The 16,353-nt window shown below is 64.4% G+C and carries 16 protein-coding genes; 14 read left to right on the forward strand and 2 right to left on the reverse strand.

Features of this window, described 5'->3' with window-relative positions:
* Both GFK26_RS21655 and GFK26_RS21660 read right to left on the reverse strand, forming a co-directional pair.
* Positions 1–735, reverse strand: coding sequence for a transporter substrate-binding domain-containing protein (locus GFK26_RS21655; RefSeq protein ID WP_153283803.1), 735 nt, complete (start codon positions 733–735; stop codon positions 1–3).
* Between the two features lie 114 nt (positions 736–849).
* Positions 850–1,854: a Bug family tripartite tricarboxylate transporter substrate binding protein gene (locus GFK26_RS21660; RefSeq protein WP_194273935.1), complete on the reverse strand. Its 1,005-nt coding sequence runs from the start codon at positions 1,852–1,854 to the stop codon at positions 850–852.
* Positions 1,855–2,072: 218 nt separating this feature from the next.
* On the opposite strand from GFK26_RS21660, the gene GFK26_RS21665 reads away from it, so the two are divergent.
* From GFK26_RS21665 to GFK26_RS21730, 14 genes are all read left to right on the forward strand, one after another.
* Positions 2,073–2,906, forward strand: a complete 834-nt coding sequence (locus tag GFK26_RS21665; RefSeq protein ID WP_153283805.1) for an alpha/beta fold hydrolase — start codon at positions 2,073–2,075, stop codon at positions 2,904–2,906.
* Positions 2,893–3,762, forward strand: coding sequence for an FAD binding domain-containing protein (locus GFK26_RS21670; RefSeq protein WP_153283806.1), 870 nt, complete (start codon positions 2,893–2,895; stop codon positions 3,760–3,762). The genes GFK26_RS21665 and GFK26_RS21670 overlap by 14 nt, the downstream gene beginning before the upstream one ends.
* Entirely contained in the window at positions 3,759–6,050 is a 2,292-nt protein-coding gene (locus GFK26_RS21675) for a xanthine dehydrogenase family protein molybdopterin-binding subunit (RefSeq protein WP_153283807.1), read from the forward strand. The genes GFK26_RS21670 and GFK26_RS21675 overlap by 4 nt, the downstream gene beginning before the upstream one ends.
* Before the next feature lie 15 nt (positions 6,051–6,065).
* On the forward strand, positions 6,066–6,557 hold the full coding sequence (locus tag GFK26_RS21680) for a (2Fe-2S)-binding protein (RefSeq protein WP_153283808.1): 492 nt from the start codon (positions 6,066–6,068) through the stop codon (positions 6,555–6,557).
* A gap of 16 nt (positions 6,558–6,573) precedes the next feature.
* The gene (locus tag GFK26_RS21685) at positions 6,574–7,236 is read left to right on the forward strand and encodes a CoxG family protein (protein WP_153283809.1); all 663 of its coding nucleotides are present in this window, start codon (positions 6,574–6,576) and stop codon (positions 7,234–7,236) included.
* Between the two features lie 263 nt (positions 7,237–7,499).
* Positions 7,500–8,387 (forward strand): LysR family transcriptional regulator, encoded by an 888-nt coding sequence (locus tag GFK26_RS21690; RefSeq protein ID WP_153283810.1) that lies wholly within the window; start codon positions 7,500–7,502, stop codon positions 8,385–8,387.
* Positions 8,388–8,651: 264 nt separating this feature from the next.
* Positions 8,652–10,652, forward strand: coding sequence for a conjugal transfer protein TraG (locus tag GFK26_RS21695; RefSeq protein ID WP_153283811.1), 2,001 nt, complete (start codon positions 8,652–8,654; stop codon positions 10,650–10,652).
* Positions 10,649–11,119 (forward strand): CopG family transcriptional regulator, encoded by a 471-nt coding sequence (locus GFK26_RS21700; RefSeq protein ID WP_153283812.1) that lies wholly within the window; start codon positions 10,649–10,651, stop codon positions 11,117–11,119. Before GFK26_RS21695 ends, GFK26_RS21700 begins: the two co-directional genes overlap by 4 nt.
* The gene (trbB, locus tag GFK26_RS21705) at positions 11,103–12,158 is read left to right on the forward strand and encodes a P-type conjugative transfer ATPase TrbB (RefSeq protein WP_153283813.1); all 1,056 of its coding nucleotides are present in this window, start codon (positions 11,103–11,105) and stop codon (positions 12,156–12,158) included. Before GFK26_RS21700 ends, trbB begins: the two co-directional genes overlap by 17 nt.
* Entirely contained in the window at positions 12,155–12,487 is a 333-nt protein-coding gene (locus tag GFK26_RS21710) for a TrbC/VirB2 family protein (protein ID WP_153283814.1), read from the forward strand. Before trbB ends, GFK26_RS21710 begins: the two co-directional genes overlap by 4 nt.
* Positions 12,484–12,768, forward strand: a complete 285-nt coding sequence (locus GFK26_RS21715) for a VirB3 family type IV secretion system protein (RefSeq protein WP_153283815.1) — start codon at positions 12,484–12,486, stop codon at positions 12,766–12,768. The genes GFK26_RS21710 and GFK26_RS21715 overlap by 4 nt, the downstream gene beginning before the upstream one ends.
* Before the next feature lie 19 nt (positions 12,769–12,787).
* Positions 12,788–15,280 (forward strand): conjugal transfer protein TrbE, encoded by a 2,493-nt coding sequence (gene trbE, locus GFK26_RS21720; RefSeq protein WP_153283816.1) that lies wholly within the window; start codon positions 12,788–12,790, stop codon positions 15,278–15,280.
* Positions 15,277–16,041: a P-type conjugative transfer protein TrbJ gene (gene trbJ / locus GFK26_RS21725; protein WP_153283817.1), complete on the forward strand. Its 765-nt coding sequence runs from the start codon at positions 15,277–15,279 to the stop codon at positions 16,039–16,041. Before trbE ends, trbJ begins: the two co-directional genes overlap by 4 nt.
* Before the next feature lie 10 nt (positions 16,042–16,051).
* Positions 16,052–16,351 (forward strand): EexN family lipoprotein, encoded by a 300-nt coding sequence (locus GFK26_RS21730; protein WP_153283818.1) that lies wholly within the window; start codon positions 16,052–16,054, stop codon positions 16,349–16,351.
* Positions 16,352–16,353 lie beyond the last annotated feature (2 nt).

Consider the following 16,353-nt stretch of genomic DNA (forward strand, 5'->3'; position numbering starts at 1 on the left):
TCACAAGGTTGAGGTTGGAGCGACCTGTGCGCCCGCAATGCCGTGTCGCTTGAGGGCGCGAGCGACAAAACCATCAGCCTTCATGTCTTCGACAAACTGCTGAACGGCTGCGAGAGTCTCGTCACTCCGGTCCGCAGGAACGCCCATGGCCTGCTGAATAGTCATGAAGTTGCCGGGCAAGAGACGCAAGCCCGGAATGCGTTGCGTATCTGCCTCCAGCTGCTGCCGCACGCCGGCGGCGACATCTGCGTCGATACGTAGAAACTCATCGACCACCGTCGGTGAAGTCTTGGCGCGTTCGATCATTGCTTGCTGCAGTCCGCGCGAAAGATACAGGTCATACGCGCTCCCTCGGCCCACCACCACGCGGTGCCCGGGGCGGTCGACTTCATCCATTGCTTGAAGCGGAGAACTCTCCCTGACGAGGTAGCTTCCCTGGATCAGGACGTAGGGTGTGGTGAAGCGTATCTGGTTCGCACGGTCAGGATCCAGTGCAAAGAAGCCGATATCCGCCTCTCCTCTTGCAACGAGCTCCACCGACCTGCCTGCGCTATCGACAACGATCGGCTGCAGGGCGAGGCCGAGTCTGCCAGCAAAGGCACGCGCGAGGTCCAAAGAGACTCCACGAGGATCGCTGTTCGGATCAGGCCGACTCGCCAACACAGGGTTGCCCAGATTGATCGAGGCTCGGAGCACTCCTTTGGGAGCGATCTCCCGTGCGATTTTCGTGTTCATTCAAGTGTCCACTTCTGTTGAGGATTCGTCCCCAGCCCAAGCCCAACTGGAAATGAGAGCATTCTTGGCCGTGCCGGGACACAGCCGATCTGGAATTTTTTCTTCCGCAACGCGCTATTCCGGCTTGATGTTGCCCTTCTTGACCACATCCTTGTAACGGCTGGCGTCCTTGCGGATACGGTCTGCGAATGCTAGCGAGGACATTCCGCCCACTTCTGCGCCAGCATCGGCAAAGCGTTTCTTCACATCCGGCTGTTGAAGCGTCGAAGAAACCTCCGCTTGAAGTTTGGACACGATGCCAGCAGGAACGCCCTTGGGCGCAAAGAGGCCAACCCAGTTGGAAGCATCGATCTTGATGCCGCTTTCGCTGGCGGGAACCCAATCGTCCTTGTATGCGGCCCGTCGGCTCGTCGTGACGCCCAGAACCTTCACGCGCCCAGACTGCACATGGGGCATGACCGCCGGAACCGCAACAACGCCAAGAGGAACTTCTCCCGAAGCAACCGCGGCAACCGCGGGGGCGCCGCCTTTGTACGGGACGTGGAGCAACTTGACCCCGGCTTCAATGGCAAACCACTCACCAGCAATGTGATTCACGCTGCCATTGCCCGGGGAAGAGAACGCCACTTTTCCTGGCTCCTTCTTTGCAGCGGCAACGAGTTCAGGGATCGTGTTGTAAGGCTCCTTGGCGTTGGCCACCAACAGCATAGGCGTGTCGCTGATCATCGTGATAGCACTGAAATCACGGTCGAGGTCGTACGGAACGTTTGCGAAAAGAGCGGGGTTGACCGCGAACTCGCCTGTGTGCGCGGCCAGCAGCGTGTATCCGTCTGGCGCCGCCTTTGCTGCTTGGGTTACCGCGATAAACCCGTTGCCGCCGGGCTTGTTCTCCACGATGAAGCTCCAGCCAAGACGCTCGGTCATTTTCTGCGTCAGCAGTCTTGCGGTGACATCTACCACGCCGCCTGGCGCGAAGGGGACGATCACGCGGATCGGTCGATTGGGATAGTCCTGCGTCTGCGCAGCGGCGAAGCTGCCGCACAAAGTCTGGGCGAGGAGTGCCCCGGCGGCCAGCAGCACGCGGCGTCGATAGAGAGACTGGTTGGTCATGATGATCATTGCTCCTGGAATGCCGGAGGTCATCCGGTGAGCCGGGATGCTCGCGGCCGGGGCGAGACGCGTCAAACGAGATTTTTCGCTAGGTACCACCAACTTTCCTCATGTACTTGTGTGGCGGAGCGTGAGGAAGGGCAACTTCGATATGAGCGAATTTCATTGCCCCCCCACAAATTTCTCGTTGGACGTTGCGGTGGGGCAGGCCGAACAATTCGCCCACTATGACCGACCATGGAACCAACCCAGCGCTCCTGAACGCCAGTGATGGCGTCCCCATCGCCTACCGCGTACACGGGGCTGATCGCGCACTGCCTTTCGTCGGGCTTGTGCATTCGCTTGCAATGGACCATCGGTTCTGGAACCCGGTCGCGGAGCGGCTGGCGGGCAGGGCCAACGTGATCGCGATCGACGCACGAGGCCACGGACGCTCCGGCGTCAGCAATCCGCCATACACAGCCGATCGCATGGCCCAAGATCTTTTGGAGGTCATGGATCATCTGCAGGTGGACAAGGCCGTCGTGGGTGGCGCGTCCATGGGCGGGTGCATCGCGCTCACCTTTGCAGGGAAGCACCAGGATCGGACATCCGGCCTCGCGCTCATCGATACAACCGCGTGGTACGGACCGACTGCGCCGAAAGATTGGGAGGATCGAGCGATGAAAGCTGTCTCCCAAGGTCTCGGTGCACTCGTTGGTTTTCAGAAGAGTCGCTGGTTCAGCGATGCCTTCTGCGCCAGAGAGCCTGGGGTCGTTCAAAACTGTGTCGATACCTTCCTGGCCAACGACCTGAACGCATACGTTTCGACATGCCGGATGCTCGGCGTCTTCGACGGTCGCACCTTGCTTCCGCAGATTCGAGTGCCCACGCGTATTTTGGTCGGCGACGAGGACTATGCGGCGCCCATAGAGATGGCTCAGGCATTGCACGCGGGTATCCGGCATTCGAGCTTGACGGTCATCCCAGGGGCGCGACATCTGACACCGTTGGAAGTGCCGGACATCATCGCAGGCGCGTTGGACGAACTTTGCCTGGAGAGTCGCAATGACGCCATTTGAATTCCTGTTGCCCTACTCGTTGGAGGAAGCACTGTCGCTGCTGGACGCCGAGGATCCGGATATTCGACCTGTGGGAGGGGGCACCGCCGTGATGCTCATGATGAAGGCCGGCGTACTACGGCCGACCCGCCTTGTGAGCCTGCAGAAGATTGGCGAACAGCACAGTGCGGTGACTGTCGGCGGTGACGGCGAGTTGATTCTTGGTGGCATGGCAAGGCTCGCCGACATCGAGCGCCATCCTGCGGTGCGTGAGAAGTGGCCTCTTCTGAGCCAGGCGCTTCGCGGCGTTGCCAACCCACGCGTGCGGGCCGTGGCCACGATTGGCGGGAATCTCAGCCATGCGGATCCGCACATGGACATGCCGCCGGTGCTCGCGGCGCTGGAGGCGCGGATCATCGTCACTGGACCGAAAGGCTCACGAACCGTCATCGCGGAAGACCTCTGCACTGGCTACTACGAAACCGTCATTCGACGCGACGAACTCATAACCGAGATCCACATTCCGCCGCAGTCGGGACCAGGTGCGTACCTAAAGATGACCACGCGTGCTGTGCACGATTGGCCTGCACTAGGTTTGGCGGTCGTTCTGAAGATGGTGGGAGGGCAGTTCGATCAGGCGAGCATCTTCGTAGGTGCGGCCACGGATCGACCGACGCGTCTACGCCACGCTCAGGCGGCATTGAAGCAGAACGGCCTCGAAGAATCTGCTAAGCGTGCCGCCGCTGAAGCGGCTGTCGCTGAAGCCCAGCTGATGGGCGATGGCCATGGCTCAGCCGCGTACAAGAGCCAGTTACTCAAAGTCGCACTCCCGCGAGCTATCGAGACCGCGCTGCGCAACGGCCGGAGCCACACATGAATAAAAGCCCCAACTCTCAACCCCAGGTCGGCCGACGTCTCGACCGTCTCGAGTCCCGCGCGAAGGTGACGGGAACGGCCGACTACACCCACAACGTCGAGCTCCCGCGCATGCTGCACGCGAAGATTGTTCGCAGCACGCAAGCGCATGCGCGAATCTTGTCCATCGACACGTCCACCGCAGCGGGCACGCCTGGTGTGTTCAAGGTTGTCACGGCGCAAGATGTGCTCAAGCTCATTCCGGATCCGCACTACGGCCCGGCTTTCCACGACCAACCCATTCTCGCGATCGAGAAGGTTCGCCATATCGGCGAACCTGTCGCCGTCGTACTTGCCTCCGATGTCCATGTGGCAGAGGCAGCAGCCGGTTTGGTGAACGTGGAATACGAGTCGCTGCCCGCGGTGTTCGATGAGGTGGAGGCTGCGACAAGCAACGACGTTTTGGTGCACGACGTGCTCAAGCCCGCAGGTACGTTCCCTGACCTGAAACATCTTGCTGGCCGCAAGGCGACCAACGTGGCATTGGACTATCGGCTACGCCACGGAGACGTTGAGAAGGCCTTTGCGGAAGCCCACCAGGTCTTCGACCACACGTTCCGCACGCAGCAGGTCATGCACGTGCCACTCGAGCCAATGATCTCCATCGGAGAGCCAACAGATCGCGGGATCGTTCTCCACACGGCGTCGCAGAGCCCATCATTTGTGCGGCTCGAGATTGCGCGGCTGCTCGGATGGCCCGAGAACCGTGTGCAAGTGAAGACCCGGCTCCTGGGCGGAGGGTTCGGCGCGAAGCTCTACATCAAGCTGGAGGCGCTCGCTGCTGCACTGGCCCTCATTGCGCGGCGCCCAGTACGGGTTGCACTGACGATGGAGGAGCAGTTCTACACCACCACCAAGCACGCAACGACCTTCCGCATCCGCAGCGCGGTGGATGCAAGCGGTCGGATCATCGGACGCCACTGTGAGGTCTATTGGAATGGCGGGGCCTACGCCGATATCGGTCCGCGGGTCACGCAAAAATCCGGCTTCACCGCAGGCGGTCCCTACGACATCGCCAACTTGAATATCGACTCGTACCAGGTCTACACCAACCTTCCCCCCGCTGGTGCGTTCCGTGGTTTCGGTATCACTCAGGTGGTATGGGGCTACGAATCCCAGGCGGATCTCATTGCGCGCGAAATCGGTATGGATCCGGTGAAGTTTCGTCGATTGAACCTGCTGGAGGATGGCCGGCCCCATGGGACCGGGACTGTCATGAAGGATGCAGCGCTCGGCCTCGTGTTGGATCGAGTGGCAAGCCGCATGGATTGGCACAAGCCGATTGAACGCGGCAGCGGCAACGTTCGTCGCGGGCGCGGCATCGGGCTCGGGTTCAAGGCAATGGTTGCGCCAACTACCTCAGTTGCGACCATCACCATCGGTGGCGATGGGAGCTGCACGCTTCTGATCAGCACAGTAGACATGGGCCAAGGCTCCGACACAGCCATGGCGATCGTTGCGGCCGATGTGCTCGGCCTGCGCGCGGAAGATATCCGTGTTGTTCATCCCGATACTGATGTCACGCCCTACGACATGGCAACCTTGGGATCGCGCTCGACCTTCTCCATGGGCAACGCCGTCAAGCTTGCTGCACAAGACCTGCTGCAGAAATTGCGCGGTCTGGCTGACGAGGTGGGTATCAGCTTCGAAGGCATTGAAGGTGTCTCTAGACTTCTGAAGAAGAAGTTCGGCATGCAGGCCGGCACGGTGATCGGGACGGGGAGCTTCATCCCATCGTACCAATCGCCGGATTCCGACGGCCGCTCACCCGACATCACACCCAATTGGATGGTTGGCGGCACGGGGGTGGAACTGGAGGTGGATGTTGAAACCGGTCACTTTCGACTGCTGCGCATGGAGAACGTGGTGGACTGTGGCACGCCTCTCAACCCGAAGGTGGTCGACACACAGATCTCCGGCGCCGCCATCATGCAGTTGGGCGCCACCTACCTCGAGAAGATGGAGTTCGATGCCGAAGGCCAACTGAGGAATGCCTCGTTCTCGGAATACAAGATTCCGGGCATCTTGGACTATCCCGCACAGCTCGCCTGCGAGGCAGTCGAATCGCAACAAGGCACAGGCGCATACGGAGCCAAGGGTATCGGCGAAAGCGGGTGCTTCGGCGTCGCTTCTGCGATCGCAGAGGCCATCCAAGACGCAGTGGGCGTGCGAATCATGTCTCTGCCCATCACTCCCGAGGCGGTATTCCGCGCGCTGTGCGAAAAGCGCGGTGAGCCACTTGCTGCCTGATTCCCGGATCTCACCATGAGCACTACTAGCAATCTGATCCAGTTTCGCCTCAATGGCGAGCCCGTCGCTCGACAAGTCGAGGCCTACAACACGCTGGTGGAGGTCGTGCGCGACTGCGGTCTGCACGGCGCAAGAGAAAGCTGCGGCCAGGGACTGTGCGGTTGCTGCACGGTGGTCGTCGATGGCAAAGCTGTCACCGGGTGCATCTATCCCGCGATGCACGCCAACGGATGCGACGTCGCGACCATCGAAGGTGTCGAGCAGGACGGCCAGCTCGATCCTGTGCAACAAGCCTTCATCGACGCTGGTGCATTCCAGTGTGGTTTTTGCACGCCTGGTTTCATTCTGATGGCCCGTCAGTTGCTGGACCAGAACCCTGATCCTTCAGAGCACGAGATTCGCCATTATCTGGCGGGCAACCTTTGCCGGTGCGGCGCGTATCCGGAGATCGTGAAGGCAGTGAAGTTGGCCGGCGATCGAATCCGCGCAGGCGCAACCAACATTTGAATCAGAGATAAAAATCATGGAAATCCAAGGCGAAAAGCTTCTCTCGGTGCCTCGTTCCGAGGTATGGCACGCATTGAACGATCCCAAGGTGCTGCAGAGATGCGTCCCGGGCTGCGACACGTTCGAGCCCGAAGGGGAAAACAAGTTTCGGGTCGCCATGCAGGCTGCTGTGGGCCCGGTGCGTGCTCGCTTCTCGGGCAAGCTGCAACTTCGCGATGTGATTGCGCCCACTTCCTACGCGCTCGCCTTTGAAGGATCTGGAGGCGTGGCCGGCTTTGGCAAGGGAACCGCAGAAGTTTCTCTTGAAGACGCGGATGGTGGGACGCGCTTGCGCTACATCGCGCAGGCCCAGGTTGGCGGGCGGCTAGCGCAAGTTGGAGCGCGCCTGATCGATGGCGTCACAAAGCGGATGGCAGACGATTTCTTCACTCGCTTCGTCAAGGAACTGACCCACAAAGACGCTGCAGAAGAGGCGGCTCAGAGCGTGGCCACGTCGCATGGCACTACCTCGACCGTACGAGCCCCGGCCATCTCGCCAGGCTTCCCAAGCACTTCTTCCTACCCGCCCGCACCTTCTTCGACGAGCACGCAGATCGCTGTTGTTGCCGCCGCGGTGTCCGCGACTGCCGCAGCCATCGCCGTACTCGCAACGGTGTTCGTTCTGCAGATCGGGCGCTAGAGATCTGCGTTTTTCAGATCACCATGGTGCTCTCCGCCGGCCATGTCATTCGAAATCTCGCGACTCCACTGTTGCCGGAAACCAGATGGCAGCGGTCCGGGCCCCCCGGGGACGAAGAGCAGGCGGTCGCTTTCGCGTCCCGAAGCCTCAACTCGCACGGTGATTTGTGAGTTCACTTGATGTTGGTGCTTCGTAAGTTCTTGGTCCGCGTTGTGCGCCGAGAAATGAGTAACCATATTCTTATGGGAGCGCATTGAGCCACGATGATTGAACTTCGCCATCTTCGCTATTTCGTTGCCGTTGCCGAAGAACTTAGTTTTCGAAAGGCTGCAGAGCGTGTTCACATCGACCAGACGCCGTTGTCGCGGGCCGTCCGCGATCTGGAGGAGCGGATGGGCGTGACGCTCTTTGTTCGCACGCAGCGCCGGCTGCAACTCACACCCGCCGGCGCCAAACTGCTTGAACACGCCCGGGCTATTTTTATCCGCCTGGAGCGCACCATGCGCGTCGTGCGAGAAACTGATGCTCGCCATCGAGAACCTTTGCGTGTAGGTGTGGACGACAGCACCGCGCAGCCTAAGCTGGCAGAGTGGTTGTCCCGCTGGCGAGAGGTGGCTCCTGACATTCCAGTAAATCTCACGGAAATGTGCCCGGCAGAACTCCTGGCAGCGCTGCGCAGCGAGGAGGTGGATGCAGGCTTTTCGTTCGGCGTGCCGGATGATGAAACTATTGCCCGGCAAGTGGCCTGGGTGAGCCCCATCGTGGCACTGCTTCCGGCGGCACACGAACTCGCGTGCCGCGAGGTGGTTTCCCTCGCCGAGCTGTTGTCTTTCCCCGCCATCGCCTGCAATGCCGCCTACCACCCAGGACTGTGTCAGCAGATGGAGGCGATATTTCGGCGGTATTCCTTGGCGCCGACGATCGCAGGGGAGGCCCGGACATTGACCGGCTACCTGACCCGCGTGGCGGCAGGCCAGGGCGTCGGCATGGCAGATGCCGATCACATGCGAGCACTGCGGCGAACGGACGTTGTGATTGTGCCGCTCGCCGAACCAGTGCACATCACAACCTACGTGCTGCACAAGAACCAGCCCAACGGCCTGTCCGAATCGCTGCAACGATTCCTTGCCCACGCCACAGTTCTGCACTGAATGTTACGGTGCCCGCCTGCCAAGGCGTGCCGACTCGCGCCAACGGCCATGGACCTGTCGGGCTGCCGGCGGAATGCTCCCTGCCGAGACAGCCTGAAGGCTCGTGCACTCGGCAGAAGAAGGAGTCGCAGCCAGCCCCACGCCAGCGTACGCCGCGCCACGCCGCCATGGGTGTGCCGCGCGGCGGCTTGATTCCAGACTCATGCCTGCGTGCCGTAGCGGCATGCATGTGCTGGAACACAAGCGCCTGGGAGGTGGCGCCCTATGCCGACAGCAGCGACCGGCGTCCTGTTCGGACAGATTCTCGTGGTGCTTGGCGTCACCTTGGGCGGGATGTGGGCCGCCACGCAGTCGACGGCGCATGCTCTGGGCTACCAGCAAAGGCTTGGCCCCCGGTGGTTCGAGGTTTCCGGTGTGCCGGTCTACGAGCCGTGGAAGCTGTTCGAGTGGTGGTACTTTTACGACGCCTATGCGCCCCAGGTTTTCGAGCGTGGCGGGGCCATTGCCGCATTGAGCGGGATGTCGGCCACAGGCGCGGCCATCGCGATGGCCGTATGGCGCGCGCGGATGGCCAGACGCGTTACGACCTATGGCTCCGCCCGCTGGGCTGAGTGCGACGAGATCACCAAGGCCGGTCTGATGAGGCCGGCAGGTGTGTTCCTCGGCAGGACATCGGACAAGAGCGGCGCCTATCTGCGTCATGGCGGTCCTGAACATGTGATGGCTTTTGCCCCCACGCGCTCCGGCAAGGGCGTCGGGCTCGTGGTGCCCACGCTGCTGTCCTGGCCGGGATCGGCGGTGATCCACGACATCAAGGGTGAGAACTGGAATCTCACAGCCGGCTGGCGCGCGCGCTTCTCGCACTGTCTGCTGTTCAACCCGACCGATGCGCGCTCGGCCGCCTACAACCCGCTGCTCGAAGTGCGGCGCGGTGCGCATGAGGTGCGAGACGTGCAGAACATCGCGGACATCCTGGTCGATCCCGAAGGCGCGCTGGAGCGGCGCAATCACTGGGAGAAGACCAGCCATGCACTGCTGGTAGGTGCGATCCTCCATGTGCTCTATGCATGCGAGGACAAGACGCTGCGCGGCGTGGCCAACTTCCTGTCCGATCCGGCGTGTCCCTTCGAGGTCACGCTGCACCGGATGATGACGACACGGCACCTAGGGCAGGAAGTCCATCCGGTCGTTGCCTCTGCCGCCCGTGAGGTGCTCAACAAGAGCGACAACGAACGCTCGGGCGTGCTTTCCACCGCGATGAGTTTCCTGGGCCTGTATCGCGACCCGACGGTGGCCGAGGTCACCTCGCGCTGCGACTGGCGCATCGCCGACCTGATCTCTGCCGAACACCCGGTGTCGCTGTATCTCGTGGTGCCGCCCTCCGACATCAGCCGCACCAAGCCGCTGATCCGCTTGATCCTCAACCAGATCGGCCGGCGCCTCACCGAATCGCTCGACGGCTCCGACGGCATCGCGCGCCTCCACAAGCTGCTGCTGATGCTCGACGAGTTCCCGGCGCTGGGTCGGCTGGACTTTTTCGAGTCGGCGCTGGCGTTCATGGCCGGCTACGACCTGCGTGCCTTCCTGATCGCGCAGTCTCTCAATCAGGTCGACAAGGCCTATGGCCCGAACCACTCGATCCTCGACAACTGCCATGTGCGCATCGCGTTCGCCACCAATGACGAGCGCACGGCCAAGCGCATCTCGGAGGCGCTGGGGACGGCCACCGAGTTGCGTGCGCAGCGCAACTACGCGGGACACCGGCTCGCGCCGTGGCTGGGCCATCTGATGGTCTCGCGCCAGGAGACGGCTCGGCCGTTGCTGACACCGGGCGAGGTGATGCAGTTGCCGCCCGACGAGGCGGTGGTGATGGTCTCGGGCCATCCGCCGATCAAGGCCAAGAAGGTGCGCTACTACCAGGACCACAATTTCACGCGGCGTGTGCTGGCGCCGCCGGTGCTGGCTTCGGGCTTTTATGCCGATCGTCCTGCGACACGGCCCGACGATTGGAGCGGACTGGCGCCGCCGACCGCGCTCGAGCCTTTGTCGTTAGCCGATGCGGCTGGTTTCGCCGACGAGGGCGGCCACCAGCGCAAGCCCGAGCTGGAGGTCGTACGCGAGCCGTCGGTGCTACGGGAGGACGACGGGCTGCTGGTGCTCGATGACGAGGACGACGTGCCGCTGCGGCCAGGCGACCTGGACCGTCAGCTCACGCGCACCGCGCGCCTCGCCGCACTGGACCCAGACGACGGGATCGCGCTATGAGCCGCACTCGCCTGAACATCTTCATCGAGCCGGAGCACGCCAAGCGCCTGGATCGGCTGGCGGTGCACAAGGGTGTGTCGAAGTCGGCCGTGATCGCGGCCGCGCTGGCTTCATTCCTGTCGCCCGATGGGGGCGACCAGCGCGAGGCGGCGATCGCCAAGCGTCTGGACCGGCTCTCGCGCCAGTTCGACCGGCTCGAGCGCGACCAGAAAATCCTGATCGAGACGGTAGCGCTCTATGTCCGCTACTTCCTCACCGTCTCGATCCCAGTGCCCGAAGGCCAGCAGGACGCCGCACGGGCGCAGGGGCGGGCCCGCTATGTGCAGTTCATCGAGCAACTCGGCCGGCACCTGCAGCGCGGGCGCAGCCTGGTGAGGGAAGTCCATGAGGAGATCGAGCCCGAAGCGGCGCCAACGCACGCAGGGCAGGGAGAAGCAGAGGAGGCCGCCAATGGTCCAGTCGTCTGATCGTTCTTCCGGGGCGTCTCCAGGCGCCGGGGACAGCGCGGTGGCCCGGCGCATCCGCATGCTGCGCACGGCCATGGGGCCGGAGATCGCGGCGGCCCTCGCGGATCCGGAAGTTGTCGAGGTGCTGCTCAACCCCGATGGCTCACTGTGGGTGGATCGGCTCGGCGCCGGGCGCGCGCCAACTGGCGCGGCGCTGCCACCCCCGGTGGCCGAACGCATCATCCGCCTCGTCGCCACGCACGTGCGCGCCGAGGTGCATGCCGGTACACCAATCCTCTCGGCCGAACTGCCCGAGACCGGCGAGCGTTTCCTGGGCGTGCTGCCGCCGGTGGTGCGCGCGCCCTCGTTCGCGATCCGCAAGCGGGCGCTGCGCATCATGAGCCTGGCGCAGTACATGGCGGACGGGATCCTGACGGGGGACCAGGCCACATTCCTGCGGCAGGCGGTGCGCGAACGCCTGAACATCGTGGTGGCGGGCGGCACCAGCACGGGCAAGACGACGCTCGCGAACGCGCTGCTCAACGAGATCGCCGAGACGCGCGATCGGGTGCTGATCCTCGAGGACACGGTGGAGCTGCAATGCCGCTCCGACGACCACGTGAGCCTACGCACCGAGCCGGGCGTGACCACCATGGCCGACCTGGTGCGCGCCACCTTGCGCCTGCGGCCCGACCGCATTGTCGTGGGTGAAGTCCGTGGTGCCGAGGCGCTGGACCTGCTCAAGGCCTGGGGCACAGGGCATCCGGGCGGCATCGCCACCGTGCACGCCGGGTCCGCGCTGGGCGCGCTCACGCGGCTGGAGCAGCTGGTGCAGGAAGTCTCCGTGACCGTGCCGCGCGCCCTGATCGCCGAGGCGGTCCACGTCATCGTCTTCATCGCTGGCCGTGGCCGCGCCCGGCGGGTGCGCGAGATCGCGCGCGTCGTCGGCCACGACAACGAGGGCTATCAGCTGGATACCTCGGCGGTGCCTGGTTTCCCCTTGCTCTCTTCATCTCGTCCTGCCCCGTCAACCCCGTCGTCTTCTGGAGAACCGTCATGACGATTTCACGTCTTTCCGCAAAGCCGCTGCTGCACGCGGCGGCAGCGACAACGCTCTTGCTGGCCGCTGCGCTGCCCGCGCGTGCGGCCGGCTCCAACATGCCCTGGGAAGCGCCCCTGCAGTCGATCCTCGATTCGATCCAGGGGCCCGTGGCCAAGATCGTCGCGGTGATCATCATCATCGTGACCGGACTGACGCTGGCCTTCGGCGACACCAGCGGAGGCTTCCGCCGGCTGATCCAGATCGTGTTCGGCCTGTCGATCGCGTTCGCCGCCTCCAGCTTCTTCCTGACCTTCTTCAGCTTCTCGGGTGGGGCGGTGCTGGCATGAATGAGTCGACTGCTTTCTCAACGGGTGTTGCGCCCGGCTTCGAGATTCCACTGCACCGGTCGCTGACCGAGCCGATCCTGCTGGGCGGTGCGCCGCGCACCGTGGCGATCGCCAACGGCACGCTGGCCGCCGCAGTCGGACTGGGGCTGCAGCTCTGGCTGCCGGGCGTCGCGCTCTGGATCGTCGGCCATGCGCTGGCCGTCTGGGGTGCGCGGCTGGACCCCCAGTTCATGCAGGTCTTCGCGCGGCACATCAAGCAGCGTCCGCTGCTGGACGTATGAGGCGAGCAGTGAGGACACCATGCTGAATCTCGCCGAGTATCGCAAGCGCCCGGCGCTGCTGGCCGACTGGCTGCCCTGGGCCGGGCTGGTCGCGCCCGGGGTCGTGCTGAACAAGGACGGCGCGTTCCAGCGCACGGCGCGGTTCCGCGGGCCGGACCTGGACAGCGCGACGCAGGGCGAACTCGTCGCCACTTCGGCGCGGCTCAACAACGCGCTGCGCCGACTGGGTTCAGGCTGGGCGCTGTTCGTGGCGGCCGAGCGTCGCGAGGCGGCCGGCTATCCCGAGTCGTCGTTCCCCGAGGCGCTGTCCTGGCTGGTCGACGAGGAACGCCGCGCCGCGTTCGAAGCGGACGCCAGCCACTTCGAGAGCCGCTATCACCTGACCTTGCTGTACCTGCCGCCGGAGGAGTCGAAGGCGCGCGCCGCGGGGCTGCTCTATGAGCGCGCTGGGACCGACGTCCAGGATGGATCGAGTGCGTCGGACGGGTCGGATTGGAAGGGACGGCTGGAGACCTTCGTATCCGAGACCGAGCGCTTCCTCGGCCTGCTCGAAGGCGTGATGCCGGAGGTCGAGTGGCTCGACGATGCGCAGACCTTGACCCACCTGCATGGCTGCGTGTCCACGCGCCGGCATGCGGTCGCGGTGCCCGAGGTGGCGATGCACCTCGATGCGCTGCTGGCCGACGAGCCGCTGACGGGCGGGCTGGCGCCGATGCTCGGAAGCCGGCACCTGCGCGTGCTGACGGTGCGCGGCTTCCCGACCGCGACCTGGCCGGGGCTGCTCGACGACCTGAACCGGCTGGGCTTCGCCTACCGCTGGAGCACGCGCTTCCTCTGCCTGGACAAGGCCGAGGCGGAGAAGGAGCTCGTGCGCCTGCGCCGCCAGTGGTTCGCCAAGCGCAAGAACATCGTGGCGCTGCTGCGCGAGACCATCTTCCAGCAGGAAAGCGCGCTGGTCGACTCGGACGCCTCGAACAAGGCGGGGGATGCCGACGCGGCGCTGCAGGAACTCGGGAGCGACCAGGTGGCCTTCGGCCATGTGACGGCCACCGTGACCGTGCTCGATGCCGACGCCACCGTTGCCGACGGGAAGCTGCGCGCGGTCGAGCGCGCGATCCAGGGCCGCGGTTTCGTGACGATCCCGGAGACCCTCAACGCCGTCGAGGCTTGGTTGTCGTCGATCCCGGGCCACGCCTATGCGAACGTGCGCCAGCCGATCGTCTCGACCTTGAACCTTGCGCACATGATGCCAGTGTCGGCCGTGTGGGCGGGACCGGAGAGGAATGCGCATCTGGACGGCCCGCCGCTGATCGTGACGCGCACCGACGGCGCCACGCCGTTCCGGCTGGTCACGCACATCGGCGACGTCGGGCACACGCTCGTGGTCGGACCGACCGGCATGGGCAAGTCGGTGCTGCTCGCCACCCTCGCGCTGCAGTTTCGCCGCTACGCCGGATCGCGGATCCTCGCGTTCGACATGGGGCGCTCGTTGCGGGCCACGATCCTCGGGCTCGGAGGCGAGCACTACGACCTCGGTACGGACGGCGCCATTGCCTTCCAGCCGCTCGCGCGCATCGACCAGGGCGGCTACCGCGCGTGGGCGGCCGAATGGGTGGAAGGACGGCTTCGCCAGGAAGGCCTCGAGGTCGGGCCGGCCGAGCGGGAGATGGTGTGGTCGGCACTGGCCAGCCTCGCCACCGCGCCGCCTGAGCAGCGCACGATGACAGGCCTGGCAGTGCTGTTGCAGTCGAATGCCCTGCGCCAGGCGCTGGCGCCCTATGTGCTCGGCGGTGCGCACGGTCGGCTGCTGGACGCGGACCGGGATCGGCTGGGAGCCTCCTCCATCCAGTGTTTCGAGATGGAGGAACTGATGCACAGCAAGGCGGCCGTGCTGGCCGTGCTGGGCTACCTGTTCGCGCGTTTCGACGAGCGTTTTGACGGTGCACCGACGCTGCTGATCCTCGACGAGGCCTGGCTGTTCCTCGATGACCCGGTGTTCGCCGCACGCATCCGCCAATGGCTCAAGACGCTGCGCAAGAAGAACGTCTCGGTGATCTTCGCCACGCAGAGCCTGGCCGACATCCAGAACTCCAGCATCGCGCCGGCCATCGTGGAGAGCTGCGCGAGCCGCATCTTCCTGCCCAACCCGCAGGCCACTGAGCCTCAGATCCGAGTGATCTACGAGGGCTTCGGGCTGAACCGCCGGCAGATCGAGATCGTCGCGACGGCGCAGCCCAAGCGCGACTACTACTACCAGTCGCGTCTGGGCAACCGGGTCTTCGAGCTCGGTCTCGGTCCGGTGGCACTGGCGTTTGCCGGCGCAGCCTCGCCCGAGGACCAACGCGAGATCGATCGCGTGCGGGCCTCGGTCGGGGCGTCGCCGTTCGCTCGCATGCCTTCGGCCTTCGCGGCCGCCTGGCTGCGCCACCGCGGGCTCGGCTGGGCGGCCGACCTCATTCCGTCGTTTCCAACTTTGTCCTCTCCCTCAACCCCGCAGGAGCCAATGCCATGAACCTCCCGTCTTCCTTCAAGCCCCGGATCGCCGCGCTGGTCGCAGTCAGTGCGATCGCCTTCGGTGTGGCCCCACCGGCGCATGCCATCTTCGGCGTCGGCGACACCGTGTTCGATGCGTCCAATTTCATCCAGAACATGCTGACGGCGGCCCGGGCGCTGGAGCAGATCAACAACCAGGTCGAACAATTGCAGAACGAGGCGCAGATGCTGCGCAACCAGGCGAGGAACCTTCAGGGCCTGGACTTCAGTGCGCTGTCCGAGCTCAAGTCGACGCTGGCAGCGACCAATCAGCTGATCCAGCAGGCGCAGGGGCTCGCGTTCAACGTCTCGCGCATGGAGGACGAGTTCAGGCGGCTCTATCCGGAATCGTTTTCGGCGGCGATGTCCGGTGCGCAGATGGCCGGCGATGCGCGCCAGCGCTGGCGCAATTCGCTGGAAGCCCTGCGCACCGCGACCCAGGTGCAGTCGCAGGCGATGCAGAACTTCACCTCTGACGAACGGGCGCTCACGGATCTGGTGAACCGCAGCCAGTCGGCCGCGGGCGCTTTGCAAGCGATGCAGGCAACCAACCAGCTGCTGGCGCTGCAGTCACGCCAGGCGATCCAGGCGCAGCAGCTGCAGATCACGCAGGACCGCGCCGCGGCGCTGGAGCAGGCGCGGCAGGTGGCGGTGCAGGAGCGTGCGCGCGAGGTGCGCCGGCGCTTCATGGGCAGCGGCACGCCGTACACGCCCTACAGCGTGAATTTCTATGGCAGCTGAGGGGACGTCCATGAAGAGCCTTTTCATCATCGTTGCCACTGTCGCCCTGATGCTCGCCGGCTGCGGCAAGTCCGAGCCGACCCAGCCCGCGATCGAGTCCATCGAGTCGCTGGTCGCGAATCCCGAGCGGCTGAAGGATCTGCGCGCGCAGTGCAAGGCCGACCATGCCCAGATGGGCGACGCGCAGTGCCAGGCAGTGGCCGAGGCCACGCGCCAGCGCTTCATGAGCGGCGGCCCATCGCCGTATGCGAGCGACCCGGTCCTGCCGCCGGCCGCCTCATCGCCGATCGGCACGGGCGCCAAGGACTGACG

The sequence above is a fragment of the Variovorax paradoxus genome, assembly GCF_009498455.1.
Taxonomy (GTDB): Bacteria; Pseudomonadota; Gammaproteobacteria; order Burkholderiales; family Burkholderiaceae_C; genus Variovorax; species Variovorax paradoxus_H.